The organism is bacterium, assembly GCA_035295165.1.
Classification (GTDB): Bacteria; Sysuimicrobiota; Sysuimicrobiia; order Sysuimicrobiales; family Segetimicrobiaceae; genus JAJPIA01.
Genome location: DATGJN010000059.1, coordinates 1 through 19,993, shown reverse-complemented (window position 1 = coordinate 19,993; position 19,993 = coordinate 1). Strand labels below are relative to the sequence as shown.

The following is a 19,993-nucleotide window of genomic DNA, read 5'->3' as shown; positions in this document are numbered from 1 at the left end:
CCGGGCGTCAGTGCCAAATGCGGACGTAGCTCGCGGGCGGCGCGTAGGTGGAGCGCTGCGCCTGCGAGGCGACGCTGAGGATTGCACTCTCGGCGCCGGCGGGAGTTTGGTCCCACACGCCGATGTCCAGCCGCGTGAGGCGGGACGGGTCGGCGTGGGGCACGATCGCCCACCCAATCGTGGTGAACATGTACCGGTAGCCCGCCTGGCGGGCGAGGGCGATCAACTCCGGCGTGTATTGGCCGTACGGATACACGAGGGCGTCGACCCCTTCGCCGGTTTCGCGCTCGACCATCGCGCGCGCTCGTTGGAGGTCGGTCAACACGCGGGCGGTGTACGCGGCCTCCGATTCCTGGCGCCCGTCCGCCTCGAGGCCCCGCCCGACCGTTGCGGCCGTGCTGGCGCGCGGGCCGACCGCGATCCCGTGGTGGAGATCGTACGTCTCCGTGTAAAAGTGGACGAGTCCGGTCCCGGCCATGCCGCGAACCTCGCCCCACGTCAGGTCGTTTGCCAGGTGGTTCACGTAGCTGACGATCAGGAACACCGCGGCGGGGATCTGATGCTGCGTGAGCACCGGCAACGCGTAGCGGTGGATCCCCTCGTAGCCGTTGTCGAAGACGACGGAGACCGCGTTCGGCGGTATCGGGGTGCCGTCTGAGACGAACCGCTCGAGCCGGGGCACGGAGATGAAGTGGAATCCGTCGCGCGCGAGTCGGTCCATCTCCGCGGCAAATTCTTGGGGGGACACCGTGTCAGTGCCGCGCGGCACGAGCGGGGAAACATCATGATAGGTGAGCACGACCACCGCGTGTTCGTAGTACGCATGCGCTGATGGAAGCGCCGGGGCGATCGGCGCCGCGGCGTTCCCGACAGTGGGAAGAGCGGTGAGGACGACGACGCTCAACGCGGCGAGCACCCGTGTCACGCGGGACGTGCGCCCGCGGACCCCTCGGGTCGCAATCCGGAGCTGCTGCGGATCCACGCATGAACCGCCGCGACTTTCCGCGCGGTGGGCGGACGGTGCGGCATGTGCGGCCCGTTCCACGTCCAGCGACTACTTTCCGGCGCGGGGCAGCGTCTGCGAGGCGTCGCGCACTCCGGCGCTTTGACACACCGCAACCGGAGCCTGTCCGTCGACAGTGCAGATCGCTGCGCTGATCTGATTTGCCGTGCCCAGGATCGCCCGAGCGGCGGGCGTCTGCCCGAGCGGCAGCGATGCCGCGATGGCATGCCAGTCCTGTCCCTTGAGGACGTCAGGCGAGAAGGGAGACCCCGCCAGGAGATATTGACCGCCGATCAGCAGGAACGGAATGTTCCCCGGGGGATCGTAGTGCCTGAACAGTGCTGCCTGGGTTGCAGTGAGCCGCTGAAGGGGCGGGTACTGACCGGACGCGTCCTGGAGGTTGGTCTGGAGCTCCACCGTCTGCACGGCGATGTACGGGCTCTGGTACTTCGCGTGCACCATCGTCAACGTGGGGGTGCTCGGGAAGACGTCCGTTGCCGACGACGCCGAGAGCTCGAGCCCCGTGAACGTGCCGAACCGGTTCAGGGCGGCCACGAGCGGCCAGCGCATTACGGCGCAGTACGGGCAGTATTCCGCCCCGATGTAGAGCAGGACCGGCGTCCTCTTGTCCGACGGCGGGGCCCCGACAAGCATCGGCGGCGGAGCGTCGTCCACGCCCACGCGGTCGAAGGTGCCCCGGGGGATCGAGGCGAGGTTGTGGGCGATGTCCGCGGGGATCGGTGCACGCGGCGCCGGCGTTGCGCTCCCGCCCGCGCCCTGTGTCCGGCGCTCATGCACGACGGCCCAGATGACCACGAGGGCGAGCGCCACGCCGAGCGCAGGCAGCAGCCACACGACGCCCGCTCCTCGTCGTCGAGCAGGCCGGCGAGAAGCTGCGCGTGTGCCGTGTTTGGTCGTACCCGTCCGTTTCGCCATGGGCCCGTCCTCGTCACCGTTGTCGTAGGAGCCTGTCTTCCCATGATATCAGCCGTACCGGGGCGAGCCTAGACACACGCGACTTGATGCGATCGGAGCGCACGGAACGACGCGACCAGGACGGGTGCAGACCGGCCCGGGATCTCCGCCTCGACATCGTAACCCATGTCTCCCGTGGTCGGTGGTCCGCGGAACGGAGGTCGCCGATGCGGACCTGCCGGGGCGCGTTGCAGCGCTGAAGCCGGCTGCCGCCGCCCGTCACCGAGTCGGGCCCAGTTGGTCCCCTGCAACGCGTGCGGGCGCGCGGCCGTCCGCGATCCGCTATCGTCGGGTGGAGGAGCCGATGCGGAGTGGACATTATCTGCGGGCACGGGCGTGGTTCGCGTTGAGGTCACCTATCCCTTATACTGAGGGCACTAACAGGACGGGTAACAAGGGTGTGAAGGGGCGAGGCCGTGGTAGGAGTCGGACGCCCCCAGCCATAACTACACGCTACGTCCACCCGATGAGGTGATGGAAGTGTCCACCGAGCAATCCCCGGTCCGGATGCGAGTCCTCCGGTACCCCCTCGAGACGTTCAGTCAGGCCGCGAGCACGATGCGGAAGGTCTTGTACGAAGTGAAGAAGGTGATCGTCGGGCAGGATCTGATGCTCGAACGGATCCTGGTCGCGCTGCTCTCCCGCGGGCATATCTTGATCGAAGGCGTCCCGGGCCTCGCGAAGACGCTGGCGATCAAGACCTCGGCGCAGGTGCTGGACTGCCAGTTCCGGCGGATTCAGTTCACACCGGACCTCGTCCCGGCGGACCTCGTCGGGACGCGGATCTACAACCAGCAGTCCGGCGCCTTCGAGGTCGAGCTCGGCCCCGTGTTCGCCAACCTCGTGCTCGCCGACGAGATCAACCGCGCGCCGGCGAAGGTGCAGTCCGCGCTGCTGGAGTCGATGCAGGAGCGCCAGGTCACGATCGGCAAGCAGACGTTTTCGCTGCCGGACCCGTTCCTCGTGCTCGCGACCCAGAACCCCATCGAGAGCGAGGGGACGTACCCGCTCCCCGAGGCCCAGGTGGACCGGTTCATGTTCAAGGTCGTGATCTCGTACCCGTCGTTTCACGAGGAGATGACCGTCGTCGACCGGGTCACCGAGCGTGCGGCGTCGGTGGACCGCGTGATCACTGGCGCGCAGCTGCTCGAACTGCAGAAGGTCGCGGAGGCGGTGTACGTCGACCCGAAACTGCACGAGTACGCGGTGAGCCTGGTGAGCGCGACCCGCCGGCCCCAGGACTACGGGCTTGGCGACCTCGCGCGGTTCGTCCAGTACGGCGCGAGCCCGCGCGGCTCCCTCAACCTCGTCGTCGGCGCGAAGGCGATTGCGCTCCTGAGGGGGCGAGAGTACGCGATGCCCGAGGACGTGCGCGATCTCGCCCCGGAGGTGCTCCGCCACCGGATCCTGTTGTCGTACGAGGCGCTGGCCCAGGACATCACGGCCGATCACCTGTTGCAGCGTGTGCTGGACGCGGTGCCCACGCCCAAAGTCCACATCGGAGACCCTTATGGAGACGCCAGAACGGGTGTTGAGGCGCCTCGAGTTTAAGGTCGTTCGCCGGCTCGACGGGTTTCTCTTCGGCGACTATCGCGGGGTGTTCTACGGCCCCAGCCTCGACCTGGCGGAGGTGCGCGAGTACCAGCCCGGTGACGAAGTTCGGCGGATCGACTGGAACGTCACGGCGCGGATGAGCCGGTTGTTTGTACGCCAGTACCTCGAGGAGAAGGAACTCACGGCGTGGCTGCTCGTCGACCTCTCGCCGTCGATGGCGTTCGGCACGATCCGCCAGTTTAAGCGACAGCTCGCTCTGGAGTTCGCGGGGGTCGCCGCGTACATCGTGACGCGGCACGGCGACAAGGTCGGCGCGGTCGCGTTTCCGGCGGAGCGGGGATACCGGTTCATCCCGCCGCGGGCGGGGCGGCTGCAGGCCCTGCGGATCATCCACGATCTGTCCGCGCTCCCGGAGACGTCCGGCGGCGGACGCACGGATCTGGCCGCGCTCCTCCGGCAGCTCGGCCGGGTGGTCCGGCGACGGTCGCTCGTGTTTTTGGTCTCGGACTTTCATTCGCCGGAAGGGTGGGAGACGGCGCTGACGGAGATGCAGCGCCGCCATGAGGTGATCGCGGTCCGCGTCGAAGATCCTCGGGAGCGCGAGTTGCCCGACGTCGGCGGGGTGTACCTGCACGATCCGGAGACGAACCAGCAGCTCTGGGTCGACACGTCCGACCGGCGCGTGCGCGAGACCTACCGCGAGTTGGTGCGCGCCCGCGAGGCCCGGCTGATCGAAGTGATGCGGCGGGCGGGCGTGGACATGCTGACGCTGTCGACCGGAACATCGCTCGTTGAGCCGCTCTTGAAGTTCGTCTTGTTTCGGAGGCGCCGCCGGTGGAATTTACCTGGCCGGTAATGCTCTGGGGGCTCCTCCTGTTGCCGGCGTTCATCGCCTGGTACGTCTTCGGCGTGCGCCGTGTGCGGGGCCGCGCCGCCGGGCGGTTCGCCGAGGCACCGCTGTTCGCCCAGCTTGCGGTCCGGCTCCCGATGTTCCGGCGCCACATCGCGATGGCGCTGTACTTCGTGGCGCTCGGGCTCCTGCTCGTCGCGGCGGGCCGGCCGGTGATGGCGATCCCGATGCCAGTGAACAAAGCGGTCGTGATCCTCGCGATCGATACAAGCGGCAGCATGGAGGCGCCGGACGTCCCTCCGACGCGGTTGGACGCCGCCAAAATGGCGGCGCGGGTATTTCTCGACAACTTCCCGCAGGGCCCCAAGGTGGGGCTCGTGACCTTCAGCACCTACCCGACCCTGAACGTGCCGCCGACCCCCGACCACCAGGCGGTCAAGGACGCCCTCGCGGCGCTGAAACCCCAGGAGGCGACCGCGATCGGTGACGGGATCGCGGCCGCGTTGAAGGCGATCCCGGGGCGCACGGCGCCCACCCCAGACCGTCAAGCGAACCCGTTCGGGCAGGCGCAGCCGCCGCTGACCGTTCCGCCTCCGGTCGAGTCCACGCCCCCGTCGGGCGATCTCGCTCCCGCGGCGATCATCCTGCTGAGCGACGGGGGGGACAACTCCAGCCGGAACGACCCGCTCAAGATGGCGATCCTGGCGAAGCAGCAGAAGGTGAAGATCTACACCATCGGGCTGGGCACGCCCGGCGGTGGGGTATTCAACTACCAGGGGCAGATGGTGCTCGTGCCGTTCGATCCGGCGCTGCTGCAGCAGCTCGCGGCCGTGACCGACGGTAAGTTCTTCTTCGCGCCGTCGGCGAAAGATCTCACTCAGGTCTATCGCGATCTCGGGCGGACGATCGGGTGGGAAACCCGCAAGATGGAGGTATCCGCGCTGGTCGTCGGCGGCGCGGGCGTGCTGATGCTCGGTGGCGGGCTCGTATCGATGCTGTGGATGGGGCGGCTGCCATGAGCTTTCTCTGGCCTGTGGTGCTGTGGCTGTATCTGCTGGTGCCGGTGCTCATCGCCGCGTACGTGTGGATGCTCCGGCGTCCCGCGCGCGAGCGGGTAGTGTACTCCAGCCTTGACCTGGTGGCGCGGGCGGCCGCGGCCGGGGGGCGCTGGCGGCGTCACCTCCCCGCCGTGTTCTACCTCGCGACGCTGTGCGGTGTCATCTTCACCGTGGCCCGGCCGATGGCACCCGTGCCGGTGCCCGACAACCGGACCGTGGTGATGATGAGCATTGACGTAAGCCGCAGCATGATGGCCACCGACGTCAACCCGACGCGGCTCGACGCTGCGAAGTCGGCGGCGGTGGACTTCGTGCGCGCGCTGCCGAAGGGCACCCGGGTCGGGGTGGTCTCGTTCAGCAGCTACGCGACGCTCGTCACGCCGCCGACGCCGGATCACGACCGGGTCGTCTTGGCCATCAACAACCTCGACCTCGAATTCGCGACCGCGATCGGCGACGGGCTGCTCGAGGCCGTATACGCGCTCCCGGGGCGCCCGCGTCCGGAGGCCGCGCTGAACCCGTACGCGCCGCCTCAGACGCCCGTGCTGCCGCAGGACGAACTCGACCGGCTGCCGCCCGCGACCGTGGTGCTCTTGAGCGACGGACAGAGCAACCGCGGCGTGCCCCCCGAGGTCGCGGCGGCGATCGCGAAACAGCTCAAGGTGAAGGTGTACACGATTGGGCTCGGTTCCCCCGAGGGGACGTTCCTCGAGCTCGGCGGGCACAGCATCTTCGTCCGACTGGACGAGGAGACGCTGAAGGGGATCGCCACGGTCACCGGCGGCACGTACCAGCGCGTGACGACGGCCCGCGACCTCAGCCGCGTGTACACGCATCTCGGACGCGTCATCGGATGGGAGCAGCGGCCGACCGAGATCAGCGGGCTCACGTCGGTGGGGGTCGCCGCGCTGTTCGTCGGGACGGTCGTCATCTCGCTCCTCTGGACGCACCGCCTCGGGTAGCAGCGCTCCGTTCACCCTTCGAGTACGCAGGGACGGGTCTCCACGCCGCCTCCTTGTCCGTTTCGTCGACACCATCGCGGGACGCGGCGAGGGCCCGCGCCGCGCGTGCCGCTTTGGATCCCGACCGGACGCGCCGCGTAGGAGAGGGCGCGCCCGCCGCGTAATACCACCACGGGAGCAGCAGGACCCCAGACCTCGGGAGGGACCGTGCCCGATCGGATCACCGTCTCGGTCATCCAGCACCGGTTCGTGGCGATCGTTGCCGAGATGGGCGAAGCGATGCTCCGCACCGCCTACTCACAGATCCTGAACAGCAGCCGCGATTTCTCGACGGCGCTGTGTGACGGCACCGGTCGGCTCGTCGCTCAGGCCGAGCACGTCCCGATCCACGTGGGCGCGCTGCCCTGGGCAGTGCGGTCCGTGCTCGAGGCCTTCCAGGATCGCATTCGCCCCGGCGATCTCTTCCTGTTGAACGACCCCTACCACGGCGGGAACCACCTGCCGGATCTGACCGTGCTCCTGCCGGTTTTCGCTCGAAAGCGGCTGGCGTTCTGGTCGATCAACCGCGCGCACCAGAGCGACATCGGAGGCTCCACGCACGGCGCCTACAATCCGGGCGCGACCGAGATCTGGCAGGAGGGCATCCGCATTCCTCCGCTCCGCCTCTACGACGCCGGCGAAGTTCGCGACGACGTGATGCGGATGATCGCGACGAACGTGCGGCATTCCCGCGATTTCCTCGGCGATCTCCGCGCGTCGATCGGATCGGCCCGTCTCGGCGAGCAGCGCCTCGCTCGACTCCTCGCCGAATACGGACCGGCGGTCGTCGCCGAAGCGGTCGACGAGATCCTTGACGGGACCGAGCGGCAGGCGCGCGCCTGCATCCGAACGTGGGCCGACGGCGTGTACCGCGGCGAGGCGGTACTCGACGACGACGGGCACGGGACGTCCGACATCGCGATCCGGGCGACGGTGACAAAAGCCGGGGACGGCCTCACGGTGGATCTCACCCATAGTGCGCCTCAGGTCACCGGGTTCGTCAACTCATCCTACCCAAACACGATGTCCGCCGTATTCATGGCGCTCGCGTACTTGCTGGATCCCGAGATCCCGAAGAACGATGGGACGTTTCGGCCGGTCACGGTCAAGGCGAAACCGGGCACGATCGTGTGGCCGAATCCCCCGGCCCCCGTCACGCTGGCCACGAACCACTGCGGCCAGGAGATCGGTGAGGCAGTGATCAAGGCGCTGGCCGCCGCGTGTCCCGACCGGGCGATCGCCGGTTGGTCTCGGCGGTTCCGAATTGCGATCCGGGGGGTGGACCCCCGCACCGCACGGCCGTTCATTTGGCACCTGTTCCACGCCCGCGGCGGCGGCGGTGCCTCGGCGGCGGGGGACGGGTGGCCGACGGCGGGGGAGGGGCAGGCCGCCGGTGGCATCAAGTTCGGCAGTGTCGAGGTCACGGAGGTGCGGTTTCCCCTGATGCTCGCACACCACGAGTTTCGTCCCGACTCCGGAGGCCGCGGGAAGTTCCGCGGCGGCGTCGGGTCGGTGCTCGAGATGTACATGCGCACCACCGAGGCGGGCGTGGCGAACACCGCCGGCGACGGGGTGCGGCACGCGCCGTACGGTCTCTTCGGCGGGCGCGACGGCGCGCCGCACCGGTACCGGCTGATGTCGCGGGGGCGGACGCGGCTGCTGGCGACCAAGTCGGTCGGCATCCCGGTGGCCCCGGGGGATGTGTTTCTCATTGAATCGGCGGGTGGAGGCGGGTACGGCGATCCGCGCGAGCGCGGTCCCCGCGCGATCGTTGCGGATCTGGCCGATGGCATGGTGACGCCGCGGCGGGCGCGGCCCAAGGGCGGCGCCCGCGCGGCGGCTCGAGGAGCGCGCAGGAGTCGCCGTGTATCGCGTCGGCGTTGATGTGGGGGGCACGTTCACCGATCTCGTGGCCGTGGACGCCGCCGGGGTCGTCACCGTAGCCAAGGTCGCGTCCACCCCGCCGGATCCGTCGCTCGGCGTGCTCGACGGCCTGCGGTTGTTGGCACGCGCGCTGGGACGCGACCTGCGGGCGCTGCTTGCCGACACCGACCGTTTCGTGCACGGGACGACCGTGGCGACAAACGCGTTGGTGGAGCGCAAGGGCGCGCGCGTCGGGCTGTTGACCACCGCGGGCCACCGGGACGTGCTCGAAATGCGCGAAGGCCTCAAGGAAGGGCGCTACCACCTGCGCGTGCCGCCGCCCGAACCGCTCGTGCGGCGGGCGCTGCGGCTCGGCGTCCGCGAGCGGATGGGGCCGGACGGCCGCGTGGAGGTCCCGCTCAGCCCGACGTCGCTGGCCGGCGCGATCGGGGCGCTCGTGCGCGCCAAGGTCGACGCGGTCGCGGTGTGCTACCTCCACGCGTACCGGAATCCCCGGCATGAGCGAGCCACGCGGCGGGCCGTGATCCGGCGCCTGCCGCGCGTCTACCTGAGCGTGTCGTCCGAGGTGCTGCCCCAGATCAAGGAGTACGAGCGGGTCTGCACGACGGCCGTCAACGCATACGTCGGCCCGGGGCTCTCGCGCTATCTCCGCACGCTCGCGACGCGCCTGGCGGCGAGCGGGTACGCGCGTCCGGTGCTGGTGATGCAGTCGCATGGGGGCGTCGCCACCGTTCCGGACTCCGTCCGCCTGGCAGCCGGGGCGATCCTGTCCGGGCCGGCGGGCGGCATCGCCGGAAGCCGTCACGCCACGCGCTGGCTCGGTTCGGGGGACCTGATCACGTTCGACATGGGCGGGACCAGCACGGACATCGCGCTGCTGGAGAGCGGTGAGCCGACGCGGTCGGGCGACCGCACAGTGGGCGGCCACAAGGTCGCCCTGCCGAGCCTCGACATCCATACGCTCGGCGCCGGCGGCGGCTCGATCGCGTCGGTGGACGCCGCGGGCATGCTTCACGTCGGGCCGGAAAGCGCGGGCGCCCGCCCCGGGCCCGCCTGCTACGGCCTCGGGGGGAATGCGGCGACGGTGACCGATGCGAACGTGGTGCTCGGCTACCTCGACCCGGCGAACTTTCTCGGAGGCCGCACCCGCCTGGACGCGGGCGCGGCCGAGCGCGCCGTGGCGCGGGTCGCGTCGGGGCTCGGTTGCCCCCCGGTCGTCGCGGCCGAGGGCGTGCATACGCTCGTCAACACCAGCATGGCCGAGGGAATCCGCATCGTCTCGCTGCGGCGCGGGGTGGACCCGCGCCGGTTCGCGCTGCTCGCGTTCGGTGGCGCGGCCGGGTTGCACGCGACGCAGGTGGCGCGCATGCTCGAGATCGCGCGCGTCGTCGTACCGCGCGCGGCGGCGGTGCTCTCGGCGTGGGGGATGCTCGCCACCGATCTTCGGTACGAGTTGGTGCGGACGCACGTCGGCGAGATCCGCCGCGTGGGCGCGGCGGGTCTCCGGCGGGTGTTCGCGCAGATGGAGCGCGACGGCCGGGCGAGGCTTGGGACGGCGGCGGACGGTGTCCTTGAGGTGCGCCGGTCCCTCGACATGCGGTATGGGGAGCAGATCTTCGAGATCGGGGTCTCCCTCGATGGACTGGATTTGGATGCGCCAGACGTGATCCCGCAGGTGGTCGCGCGGTTCCAACAGCGGCACGAGGCGCTCTACACGTACAGCGCGCCCGATCAGGACGTCGTGTTGGTCAACGCCCGGCTCGCGGTAATCGGCCGGCTGCCCGTGGTGCCGGCGGAACCGGAGGTGCCACCGGTTGTGGAGGGCGAAGCGACGCCCGGCCGGCGGCGGGCGTACCTCGGCGGATGGCGCGAGGTGCCGGTGTACCGTTGGGACGCGCTCCCGGCCGGGTTCGACGTGTCCGGCCCGGCGATCTTCGAGGCCGCCGCGACCACCGTTCTGGCGCGCCCCGGGGACCGCGTGCGCGTGACCGCGCAGGGGTGGCTCGACATGCAGGTGGAAGGATGACGAGCGAGACGTCGACGCGCTACACCCGGGAGGGACCGCGATGGACAAGAACGCCATGATCGCCCAGCAACTCGGCATTTCACACGAGCGGCTTCGCCTGTGCGTCGCCGACCTCGCTGACGAGGACGCCGGCCGCGTACATGCCGGCCTGCTCGCCCCGATCGTCTGGCAACTCGGACACGTCGCGCTCGTCGATGCGGGATTCGTGCAAAAGGCCGGCGGCACGTGCACGATCCCCCCGCGGTTTGACGAGCTGTTCCGGGCCGGCAGCGGGGGCGCCGCCGACTATCCTCCGCTGGCCGATGTGTGGGCGGCGTTCGACGCCGCGCACGAGGCGCTCCTCGAGGTCGCCCGCACCGTCGACGGCGCGACGCCGGTGGACGGCCGCGGGCGGTATCACAACGTCGGCGAGATGTTGATCTTTTGCACGTACCATCGCGGGTATCATGTCGGGAAGATCACGACGTTGCGGGCGTTGCTCGGCAAGCCGAGACTCTTCGGCTAGCATGGGCGACGGGTGACGCAAGACACGGGGCGCGGGCCAACGGACACTGCCGACGTCGTCGTCATCGGAGCGGGCGTCGTGGGGGCAAGCGTCGCCTACCACCTGGCGCGGCGGGGCTGTCGGAATGTCCTGGTGCTCGAGCGGCGCGACCGTCCCGGGCTCGGGAGCACCGGCAAGGCGAGCGGCGGATTTCGTGGGCAATTCACGACCGATGTCTGCGTCCGGCTGTCACTGCTGGCGCGTGAGAAGCTGCTCCGGTTTCGCGATGAGGTCGGCGCGGACCCGGGATACCGGCCGGTCGGGTACGTGTTCATGGCCAAGACACCGGCGCAGCTCGCCGCGCTGCGCCAGGCGCTCGGCGTGCAGCGCGCCGCGGGCCTGCACCAGGCGCGCGAGGTCGACCCCGGCGACATCGGCCGTCTGTCGCCGGCGGCGCGGATGGACGGCATCGTCGGCGGCACGTGGTGCCCCATCGACGGCTACATCGTGCCGCTCCAGATCATGCGCGGCTACCTCGCCGCTGCCGAGCGGCTGGGCGCGCGCATCGAGTACGGCGTGGGCGAGGCGGCGTGTCTCGTGGACGGGGGGCCGGTCCCGGACGCGCGGCGGGTTCGGGGCGTCCGCACCGAACGCGGAGAGGTGGCGACCCGGTGCGTGGTCAACGCCGCGGGGCCCTGGGCCGGCCTCGTTGCGCGCACGGCCGGCGTGACCCTGCCCGTGACGCCGCTCCGGCGGCAGACCGCGCTGACCTATCCGTTTCCGGCGCTCCCCGACGACACCCCGATGACGATCAACGTCGACGACAAGTTCCACTTCCGCGTGCTCGACGGGCGCGCGCTGCTCTTGTGGCCCGGGGACACCCCAAGAGCCGATCCGTTCGACACGACGTTCGAGCCGCGGTGGCTCGACCAGATGCTGCCGTACGCCCACGCCACCGTGCCGTGCCTGCGGGACGCCCGGATCGACCTCGACCGCTGCCTGTGCGGATTGTACGAGATGAGCCCGGACAAACACGTCATTCTCGGGGCCGCGCCTGGGGTGGAGGGGTTGTTCCTTGTAAATGGGTCCTCCGGGCACGGGGTCATGCACTCGCCCGCGTTGGGGCACCTCGTCGCCGAGATGATTCTCGATGGTCGCGCGCACACGCTCGACGTCCACCCACTCCGCCCGACCCGTTTCGACGAGGGCGAGCCGAACGTCGACACCGGGGTGCTGTAGCTCGGGGAGGCGGCGCGCCCGGCAGGGGTCAGGTGATGGTGGACCCGCCGTCGATCGCCACGCTGGCGCCCGTGATCAGGCCCGCGTCCTGCGAGGCCAGGAACAAGACCGCGCCGGCCACGTCCTCGGGGGTGCCGACGCGCCCGAGCGGGATCCCGCGCAGCCGTCCCGCCAGCCACTCGGCGTTCTGCACGTCCTTGCGGTTGATGTCGGTCTCGATCAGACCGGGATTGACCTCGTTGACGCGGATGCCGTGGGCGGCCAGCTCGAACGCCATCGCCCGCGTCAGCATCGTGATCCCGCCCTTGCTCGCCTCGTAGTGCGCCAGGTTTGGCGTCGCAAAGCGCGCACTCGTGGACGAGACGTTCACGATGCAGCCCTTCTCCCCGCGTGCCACCATACGCCGGGCCGCGGCCTGGCCGACGAGGAAAGCGCCACGCAGGTTGGTGTGCATGATCCATTCCCACTCGTCCACGGGGATCTCGAGAAACGGCGTCCGCCGCAGCACGCCGGCGTTGTTCACGAGGATGTCGACGGGACCGAGCGCGCGCTCGACCTGATCGAGCATCTGCACGACCGCGCGCGCGTCCGAGACGTCGGCCTGCACGGCCAGCGCCCGCACGCCTGCCGCCTCGATCTCGGCGACCGCGCTGAGGGCGTCGGCCGCGGCGTTGCGGTAGTTCACCGCCACGTGGGCGCCGGCCCGGCCGAGCCCGATCGCGATCGCCCGTCCGATGCTGCGACTGCCTCCGGTCACGAGCGCGATCTTCCCGGCGAGCGCGTAACGGCTGTTCAGCATCGAGATGGTCCCCTCCGATTGTCTCGTGATCTTCGCTCGTGTTTCCTGGCTGTTCGCACGGATCCCTCTGTCGGGCGCGGCGCCGGCGCACTCGCGGCGCGGAATCAAGCGTCAGGGTGCTTCGAGCCCGCGCGGGTGAGCGGAGGTACCGGTCTCGGCGCCCACCTCCGGCGTGTTGCTGGAACTTCGCGGGAATTGTTAAGGGCCGGGGCCCAGGCCATTAACGCCCACAGGAATCCCCGCTAATCCACAGGCGCGCGTGTTCACGGGGTCCGGGGTGCGCCGCCGCAGGCCCGATGAAGGGACGCCGCACGGACGGTGAAGGTTCTGCGTACGATCGGGCGCAGCACTCCCGGCCACCGGGAGGCAAGAGTGGCCCGGTCCCTGTCGAACCCAGTCCGGGTGGGCTCAGACAGGGCCTGGGCGCGTCGGGCGCGCCGGAAGGGAGCCAACGGCGGTGGGGATGCTGGATGGCAGGGCGGCCGTGGTGACGGGGGCCGCATCGGGGCTGGGGCTGGCGATCGCGACCGCGCTTGCGGCCGAGGGCGCGTCCGTGTGCGTGGCCGACCTGAACGAACCCGCAGGCCGCGCGGCGGTCGACGGCCTCACGCGCGAGGGCCGACGGGCCGTGTTCGCGCAGGCGAACGTCGCCGATGCCGCCTCCGCACGGCAGATGGTCGATGCCGCGGTGGAGGCGTTCGGACGGCTCGACGTGCTCGTGAACAACGCGGGACTCCAGCACATCGCCCCGATCGTCGACTTCCCGGAAGAACGCTGGACCTACTTGCTCTCCGTGCTGTTGACCGGCACGTTTCTGTGCACGAAGTACGCGCTGCCGCACATGATCCGCGGGAAATGGGGACGCGTGATCAATGTGGCATCCGCGCACGGTCTCGTCGCGTCGCCGTTCAAGGCGGCGTACGTCTCGGCAAAGCACGGGGTCGTGGGCTTCACGAAGGTGGCGGCGTGGGAGGTGGCCGCGCACGGGATCACCGTCAATGCGATCTGCCCAGGCTACGTCCGGACGCCCCTGGTGGAGCGCCAGATCGCCGACCAGGCGCGGGTGCACGGCATTCCGGAGTCCGAGGTGGTCGCGCGAATCATGCTCGAGCCCCAGGCGGTCAAGCGTCTGCTGGAGCCGTCGGAGATCGGGGCGCTGGCGCTCTACTTGTGTTCCGACGCCGCGGCCGTAGTGACGGGCACGGCGCTGTCGATCGACGGAGGGTGGACCGCCAGGTAGCCCGCGGGGGAAGGTCGGGGGCGCCGGTGCAACATTGCCAACACCCCGAGACAGCACGCAAGAGCGCTGCGGCAAGGGCGTCGAGAGAACCGCTGCGCCTACGAGAGGTCGTCCGGACCAATTGATGTGAGATCGAGACGCGTCGCATCCATGAGCAACGACTCGATTCCTAGCTTCCCTTCGCCACCGCATACCGTGCGAGGCGAGTGATCATCTCGATGATTTCTTCCCGGCCGTGCCGCGCCCTGGCCAGAGCGTCATACGTCTCGAAGCTCGCCAGGGCGCAGACCACATCCGCGGCCAGCCGGTGTCTCCGCGGCCCCAGCGTTCGCTTCTTCCCCGCCGCCATGCGCTGGAGAATTTCGCGAGCCACGCGTCGGCGGCGTGTTTCACGGGCCTGAAGGCCCGTGGCAATCTCCGCATCGAGCGCCGCCATCGCGTGGAGCCGGCGGATCACACCGGGATCCGATGCCCAGAAATCGACCAATGCGCGGACGAACCCGGCGAGAACGGCCGATGGGTCGCGTTCTCGGAGCGCCTCTGCCGCGCGGCGGTGCATGTTGCCTCTCATTGCGAGGTAATCATACAAGGCTTCTAGCAGAGCAGGGCGCGAGCGGAAATGGTAATAGACGGTGAGCCGGGAGAGGCCGGCGCGGCGGGCGATCGAATCCATGCCGAGTGCGGGGTCCAGGGCCTCGGCAAGAACACGGCGGGCGGCCTCGAGAATGCGGCGGCGTGTTTCCGCCGCGGCGGCTCCACGTTTCTCCATGCTGTACGCACGAGGAGACATCGCGCTTCCCTCCCTTGACAATTAATCATACAGCATGTCGAAATAATACAGACACAGCGTTGTTTCCGCCGAAAGGACCAGCGAGATGACCAGCGTGCGATCGCTCGACGAGCGTGAGGCGGGACTCCTCGCCGGATTCGTTCGGGGATGGTTCAGCGGCTGCTCGACGACCCGGATGCGCATACCGCGCGGACGCCCGCGGCGTATTCAGGCCGTCGTGGAAATCCGCCCCGGCGAGACGAATCGGGAGGACCCATGACATGACCACATCTGCCGCGCTGTCACGTCAGGGCCATCGGCTCCTCCAGGTCGGCGTCGCCCTCTTGGTGTTCACGTCCTTTGAGGGTGTTGCGATTCCCTACTTCACGGTGCCGCGTCTTGGGCTGTCGGCACATTCGCTGAGCGCCTTCCTGGGGGCCTTGCTGCTGCCGGTGGGCTTGCTGTGGCCCAGGCTCAATCTCGGCGCGACAACGTCACGGATCGCGTTCTGGTTTCTCGTCTACTCGGCCCTCGCCATTGTCGCCGCCTACGTCATGGCCGGCATCTGGGGAGCCGGCAACTCCACCATGCCGCTAGCGGCAGGCGCCGCCCGCGGGAGCGTGTTTCAGGAAGCCGCGATCAAGGTCGTGGCGTACTCGTCTGCACCGACGGGTATCATCGCCTTTGCGCTCATGCTCTGGGGCCTTCGCATCGAGGCTGTGAAGCCGTAGGTCGGGGGCCGATGCCGGTCAGGCGCTGGGTGCTGGTTCTGCTCTTCGGCCTCGTGCTCATCTATGTACCGGTCCGCCTCTTCTCCGGCGTCGTCCGGCCCGCGGGGATTGGCGCATTCCAGGTTGCCGGGATCGTGATCTGTGCTGCGGGCGGGGCGGTCGCGCTGTGGTGCGCGTCCAGTTTCGCGTTCATCGGCCGAGGAACTCCCGCACCGTTCGCCGCGCCCAGCCGGTTGGTGACACGCGGTCCCTACCGTTTCGTGCGGAATCCCATGTACATCGGCGCAGGATTGATCTTTGCCGGCGCGGCCGTCTTCTACGACTCGCTGTCGCTCATTGCGTATACGGGTCTCTTCTTCCTCGCCAGTCATCTCTTTGTCTTGTTGTACGAAGAGCCCACCATGCGACGAAAGTTTGGGGCCGCGTACGAAGCATATTGCGGCCGGGTCAGGCGGTGGTGGCCTCGCGCGTAATGCGGAGCCGATGGCCGAACCGGCGCTCCCCGCTCAGCCAACCGTCCTTGCGGGATCGTGTTAGTCCCAGTCGCGCCGAGCTCATCGCGCGCATCGAGCTCGCGCTCGAGGAGTACAATCGGTGCTACGCGCACCCGTTCACGTGGTCTTTCACCCCGCATGCCATGCCTCAGTGGTACTGTCAACGGACTTCCGCTATGGTGTACTAGGTGCGGGACAGCCGGGGGTCCAACGCGTCCCGCAGTCCGTCGCCCAGGAAGTTGAATCCCAGGACCGTCACAAAGATCGCGAGGATCGGGAAGAGGGCGATGTGGGGCGCCAGGCCCAGGTAGTTCTTGGCCACGAACACCATGGCGCCCCACTCGGGTGTCGGCGGTTGGGCGCCGAGGCCGAGGAACGAGAGGACCGATGCCGCCAGGATCGCGTTCGCCATGCTGAGCGTGGTCGTGACGATGACGGCCGGGGAGATGTTCGGGAGCACGTGCCGGACGAGAATCCCGGCGTCCTTGACGCCGAGCGCGCGGCTCGCCTCCACGTACTCGCGCGACCGCACATCGAGGACCGCGCTCCGCGTGATCCGTACGAACGACGGTGTCGTCGTCACGCCGATCGCGATCATGGCGTTCGTGAGGCTCGGCCCCAGCGCTCCCAGGATCGCGATCGCGAGCAGCAACCCCGGAAACGCGAGGAGCACGTCCATGCTCCGCATGATCGGGTTGTCGAGCCGGGGGTAGTAGCCTGCGAGGAGCCCGAACGTCACGCCGGCCGCGAACGCGATCCCGACCGTGATGACGCCGATCTCCAACGACACGCGGCTGCCGTAGACGATCCGGCTGAGGATGTCGCGGCCGAGGTCGTCGGTGCCGAACGGGTGCGCTCGCGACGGCCCCTCGAACCGCGCCTGGATGTTTGGTTGGATCGGATCGTACGGTGCCAGGATCGGCGCGCACAACACGACGAGGACAAGGACCGCGACGATGCCCGCCCCGATCCGGACCTGCCACGACCGCCCCAACCGGTGCCTGAGCGCCGCGCCCCGAGGACGCCACCCCGCGGGGGTGGCCGGCGTCACCGCGGCGTCACTCATACCGGATCCGCGGATCGACCACGGAGTAGGCCATATCCACGACCAGATTCGTGACCACGAAGGTGACCGCGAACAGCAGCACCGCTCCCTGGACGATCGGGAAGTCACGGCCCAGAATCGCGTCCACGAGCAGCCGGCCCATGCCCGGTAGCGAGAAGATCGTTTCGGTGACGACCGCGCCGCTCAGCAGCAGGCCGAACTGCAGGCCGACGATCGTGACGACCGGCAACAGGGCGTTGCGAAATGCGTGCCGGATGACCACCCCGGGTTCCCAGACGCCCTTCGCCCGCGCGGTCCGGACGTAGTCCTGGTGGAGCGTCTCCAGCATCGACGATCGGGTCAGGCGCGCCAGCAGGGCGATCGTGCCGCTGCTGACCGTCACCGCGGGCAGCGCGATGTGGCGCCATCCGTCGACCGTCGTGAGCGGGGCAAAGCCGCTCAGCGGAAACCACCGCAGCGTGATCGCGAAGATCCACAAGAGGATCAAGCCGATTGCGAACACCGGCATCGCCGATCCCGCGAGGGCGACGAAGATGGTGGTGAGATCGAGCACCGAGTTGCGGCGGTAGGCGGCGAGGATGCCCATCGGGACGCTGATCGCGATCGTCAGCGCCACGCCAACGACCGCGAGCGAGAGCGTGACCGGAAACGTCGAGAGGAGGCGGTCCAGCACCGGCTCCCGGGAGCGGATCGACCGGCCGAAGTCGCCACGGGCGAGCCGGGCCACATACCTCGCGTACTGGACGTACAGCGGTTGATCGAGCCCGAGGGTGTGTTCGACCTCGCGCACCACGTCGGGGGGCGCGTCCGGCCCCGCCACCACGAGCGCGGGGTTGCCCGGGGTGAGGTGCAGGATCAGAAACACCAGCACCGATACGCCGAGCAGCACCGGCACCGCCAGGAGCAGGCGCCCCGCGACGTATGAGGCCATGCCCCGGCTACGCTATTGTTTGAACTCGAGGTCGAGCATCTTGTAGAGCACGTTCGCGTGCATCTGCGGGACCACCAGGTTCGGCGTCGCGATCACGACGCGTTTCTCGTGCACGAGCGGCACCCAGATCGCGTTCTGCACGATGATCTGTTGGAGCTTCTGATACGCGTCCGCGCGCTCTTGCTCGTTCGTGCTGGACCGGCTCAGGTCGAGCAGGCGGTCGGTCTCCGGGTCCGCCCAATCGAACCGGTTCGGCGCGGGTCGTTGCTTGCTGTTGAAGTAGAAGTACAGGATGTCGGGCGTGACGTACCGGACGTTGATGAAGAACATGTCATGCTGGCCCGCGCGGAGCGCCGCGAGGAACGCGGTCCATTCTAGGCTCTGCGGCCTGACCCCGACGCCGACGCCCGCTAGTTCGGACTGGACGAGGCTGACGAGCTGCTCCAGGCCGGGCCCGGGTGACCACAGGAACAGCAGCGACAGCGGCTGCCCGTTCTTCTGGCGAGGCTGCCCGGGACGGGTCTGGGCCCACCCGGCCTCGTCGAGGAGCCGCTTCGCCTTGCTCGGGTCGTAGCGATAGCCGACCTGCTGGACGCCCGGCCACCAGCCCGGGGTGCCCGGGGCGAGCGGCCCGAACGCCTCCGTCGCCAGCTCGTAGTAAGCTCCGGCGATGATCTCCTGCTTGTTGATCCCGTAGTTAATCGCTTGGCGCACCTTGAGGTCGTCGAGCGGCTTGTGCCCCAGCTTGAAGCCGATGAACGCGGTGTTTTGGTCGCTGTAACGGATCACTTGTACGCGCTTGTCCTTGTCCAGGACGGGCACCTGTTCCCCCGGGATCGACTCGGTGAACTGGGCGTCTCCCACCTGCACCGATGCGATGCGCGGCGTGTCCTCGACGATCGTATGGAACACGACCGTGCCGAAGTGTGCCGGCCCCTGGTTCTTGTAGAACGACGGGCCCCAGGTGTACGCGGGGTTCCGCGTGACGACCAGCCGGTCGTTCCGCACCCACTCCTTGAGCACAAACGGGCCGGTTCCGTCGACCTTCCCAACGGCGGTTCCGTAATCGTCGCCCGCGCGGTTGACGGCGTCGGCGTTGATGATGCTCGCGGAGTAGTTGGCGAGGTTCACAAGCAGGATCGACAGCGGGTCCTTGAGGTGCATCACGACCGTGCGCGGATTGGGCGCGTCCACGCTCTCGACCGGGCTGATGTTGAACGCGGTCGGAGAGCCCTTCAACCCGCGCCACCGATCCATCGTGAACTTGACATCCGCCGCTGTGAGCGGTTTGCCGGACGCGAACCGCACGCCCTGGCGCAACGTGAACGTGTACGTCTTCCCATCCGGAGAGACCGTCCACTTCTCCGCCAGTCCCGGTTTGACCGCGTTGGCGTAGTCCTGCGAGACCAGGGTGTCGTAGAGGAGGTAGTCGACTTCCGCGGACGAGACGGCCGTCGTCTTGTGCGGGTCGAGCGTCTCCGTTTCCTGGGGACGGGCGAACGTGAACGTGGCGTTCGAGGACGGCGCGCCAAGCGCGAACTGCGGAGCAACAACGAGCAACAAGGCCGTACATACGAGCACACACGACCGCGCGATCCGACGCATCCTGACGTCTCCTGAAGGAGCCCGCGAGGGCCGGATGGGGGACGATGCTGCCGCGTATTCGAGTGTTGGTCGGGCTCCTCCTGCCGTTTGGCAGGGCAATACCCGTTCGTTACCGGAACGCTAGCGCAGACGCCGCGTCTAGTGTGTCCAGTGTGGACGAGGTGTTGACACTTTTGCACTCCAACCGAGCCCGGCGGCATGGGTTAGCTGGCCTTTCTGCCGGCGAACAGCGTCGCCGGCGTGCGGCCTTGCAGGCGATACCCTTGATGCGGGCGCTCCCGGTT

At 68.9% G+C, this 19,993-nt stretch carries 18 protein-coding genes; 11 read left to right on the top strand and 7 right to left on the bottom strand.

From position 1 onward, the window contains the following. Nucleotides 1-7: 7 nt before the first annotated feature. Complete coding sequence (locus VKZ50_08930) at nt 8-982, bottom strand: polysaccharide deacetylase family protein (GenBank protein ID HLJ59840.1); 975 nt, start codon at nt 980-982, stop codon at nt 8-10. Nucleotides 983-1,054: 72 nt separating this feature from the next. Beyond that, complete coding sequence (locus tag VKZ50_08925) at nt 1,055-1,858, bottom strand: DUF929 family protein (protein HLJ59839.1); 804 nt, start codon at nt 1,856-1,858, stop codon at nt 1,055-1,057. A 627-nt stretch (nt 1,859-2,485) separates the two neighbouring features. Between VKZ50_08925 and VKZ50_08920 the strand changes: the two genes are divergently transcribed. The 8 genes from VKZ50_08920 (at nt 2,486) to VKZ50_08885 (ending at nt 12,074) form a co-directional block, all read left to right on the top strand. Continuing rightward, nucleotides 2,486-3,529: an AAA family ATPase gene (locus tag VKZ50_08920; GenBank protein ID HLJ59838.1), complete on the top strand. Its 1,044-nt coding sequence runs from the start codon at nt 2,486-2,488 to the stop codon at nt 3,527-3,529. Then, a complete protein-coding gene (locus VKZ50_08915) occupies nt 3,489-4,388 on the top strand; it encodes a DUF58 domain-containing protein (protein ID HLJ59837.1) in 900 nt (299 codons plus the stop codon). Before VKZ50_08920 ends, VKZ50_08915 begins: the two co-directional genes overlap by 41 nt. After that, entirely contained in the window at nt 4,367-5,401 is a 1,035-nt protein-coding gene (locus VKZ50_08910; GenBank protein ID HLJ59836.1) for a VWA domain-containing protein, read from the top strand. Before VKZ50_08915 ends, VKZ50_08910 begins: the two co-directional genes overlap by 22 nt. Further along, nucleotides 5,398-6,402 carry a VWA domain-containing protein gene (locus VKZ50_08905; GenBank protein ID HLJ59835.1) on the top strand — a complete coding sequence of 335 codons (1,005 nt, stop codon included), beginning with the start codon at nt 5,398-5,400 and terminating at the stop codon, nt 6,400-6,402. The genes VKZ50_08910 and VKZ50_08905 overlap by 4 nt, the downstream gene beginning before the upstream one ends. A 207-nt stretch (nt 6,403-6,609) precedes the next feature. Beyond that, on the top strand, nt 6,610-8,325 hold the full coding sequence (locus VKZ50_08900; protein HLJ59834.1) for a hydantoinase B/oxoprolinase family protein: 1,716 nt from the start codon (nt 6,610-6,612) through the stop codon (nt 8,323-8,325). Then, nucleotides 8,306-10,351: a hydantoinase/oxoprolinase family protein gene (locus VKZ50_08895; GenBank protein ID HLJ59833.1), complete on the top strand. Its 2,046-nt coding sequence runs from the start codon at nt 8,306-8,308 to the stop codon at nt 10,349-10,351. Before VKZ50_08900 ends, VKZ50_08895 begins: the two co-directional genes overlap by 20 nt. A gap of 40 nt (nt 10,352-10,391) precedes the next feature. After that, on the top strand, nt 10,392-10,856 hold the full coding sequence (locus VKZ50_08890; protein ID HLJ59832.1) for a DinB family protein: 465 nt from the start codon (nt 10,392-10,394) through the stop codon (nt 10,854-10,856). A gap of 12 nt (nt 10,857-10,868) precedes the next feature. Next, nucleotides 10,869-12,074, top strand: a complete 1,206-nt coding sequence (locus VKZ50_08885) for an FAD-binding oxidoreductase (protein HLJ59831.1) — start codon at nt 10,869-10,871, stop codon at nt 12,072-12,074. Between the two features lie 28 nt (nt 12,075-12,102). Here VKZ50_08885 and VKZ50_08880 read toward each other — a convergent pair whose 3' ends face one another. Then, nucleotides 12,103-12,873, bottom strand: coding sequence for a 3-oxoacyl-ACP reductase family protein (locus VKZ50_08880; protein ID HLJ59830.1), 771 nt, complete (start codon nt 12,871-12,873; stop codon nt 12,103-12,105). A gap of 463 nt (nt 12,874-13,336) precedes the next feature. Here VKZ50_08880 and VKZ50_08875 point away from each other — a divergent pair, with 463 nt between their 5' ends. Continuing rightward, nucleotides 13,337-14,113: a 3-hydroxybutyrate dehydrogenase gene (locus tag VKZ50_08875; protein ID HLJ59829.1), complete on the top strand. Its 777-nt coding sequence runs from the start codon at nt 13,337-13,339 to the stop codon at nt 14,111-14,113. Between the two features lie 169 nt (nt 14,114-14,282). On the opposite strand, the gene VKZ50_08870 is transcribed toward VKZ50_08875, so the two are convergent. After that, nucleotides 14,283-14,903, bottom strand: coding sequence for a helix-turn-helix domain-containing protein (locus tag VKZ50_08870; GenBank protein HLJ59828.1), 621 nt, complete (start codon nt 14,901-14,903; stop codon nt 14,283-14,285). Between the two features lie 260 nt (nt 14,904-15,163). On the opposite strand from VKZ50_08870, the gene VKZ50_08865 reads away from it, so the two are divergent. Together VKZ50_08865 and VKZ50_08860 are read left to right on the top strand one after the other, a co-directional pair. Beyond that, entirely contained in the window at nt 15,164-15,613 is a 450-nt protein-coding gene (locus VKZ50_08865; protein ID HLJ59827.1) for a hypothetical protein, read from the top strand. An 11-nt stretch (nt 15,614-15,624) separates the two neighbouring features. Beyond that, complete coding sequence (locus VKZ50_08860; protein ID HLJ59826.1) at nt 15,625-16,086, top strand: isoprenylcysteine carboxylmethyltransferase family protein; 462 nt, start codon at nt 15,625-15,627, stop codon at nt 16,084-16,086. Between the two features lie 205 nt (nt 16,087-16,291). On the opposite strand, the gene VKZ50_08855 is transcribed toward VKZ50_08860, so the two are convergent. Genes VKZ50_08855 through VKZ50_08845 form a run of 3 tightly spaced genes read right to left on the bottom strand, consistent with a single transcriptional unit; the run spans nt 16,292 to nt 19,709 of the window. Then, nucleotides 16,292-17,173: an ABC transporter permease gene (locus VKZ50_08855; protein ID HLJ59825.1), complete on the bottom strand. Its 882-nt coding sequence runs from the start codon at nt 17,171-17,173 to the stop codon at nt 16,292-16,294. Next, nucleotides 17,166-18,104 carry an ABC transporter permease gene (locus VKZ50_08850; protein HLJ59824.1) on the bottom strand — a complete coding sequence of 313 codons (939 nt, stop codon included), beginning with the start codon at nt 18,102-18,104 and terminating at the stop codon, nt 17,166-17,168. Before VKZ50_08850 ends, VKZ50_08855 begins: the two co-directional genes overlap by 8 nt. 12 nt (nt 18,105-18,116) lie before the next feature. Then, on the bottom strand, nt 18,117-19,709 hold the full coding sequence (locus VKZ50_08845; protein ID HLJ59823.1) for an ABC transporter substrate-binding protein: 1,593 nt from the start codon (nt 19,707-19,709) through the stop codon (nt 18,117-18,119). Between the last annotated feature and the right edge of the window lie 284 nt (nt 19,710-19,993).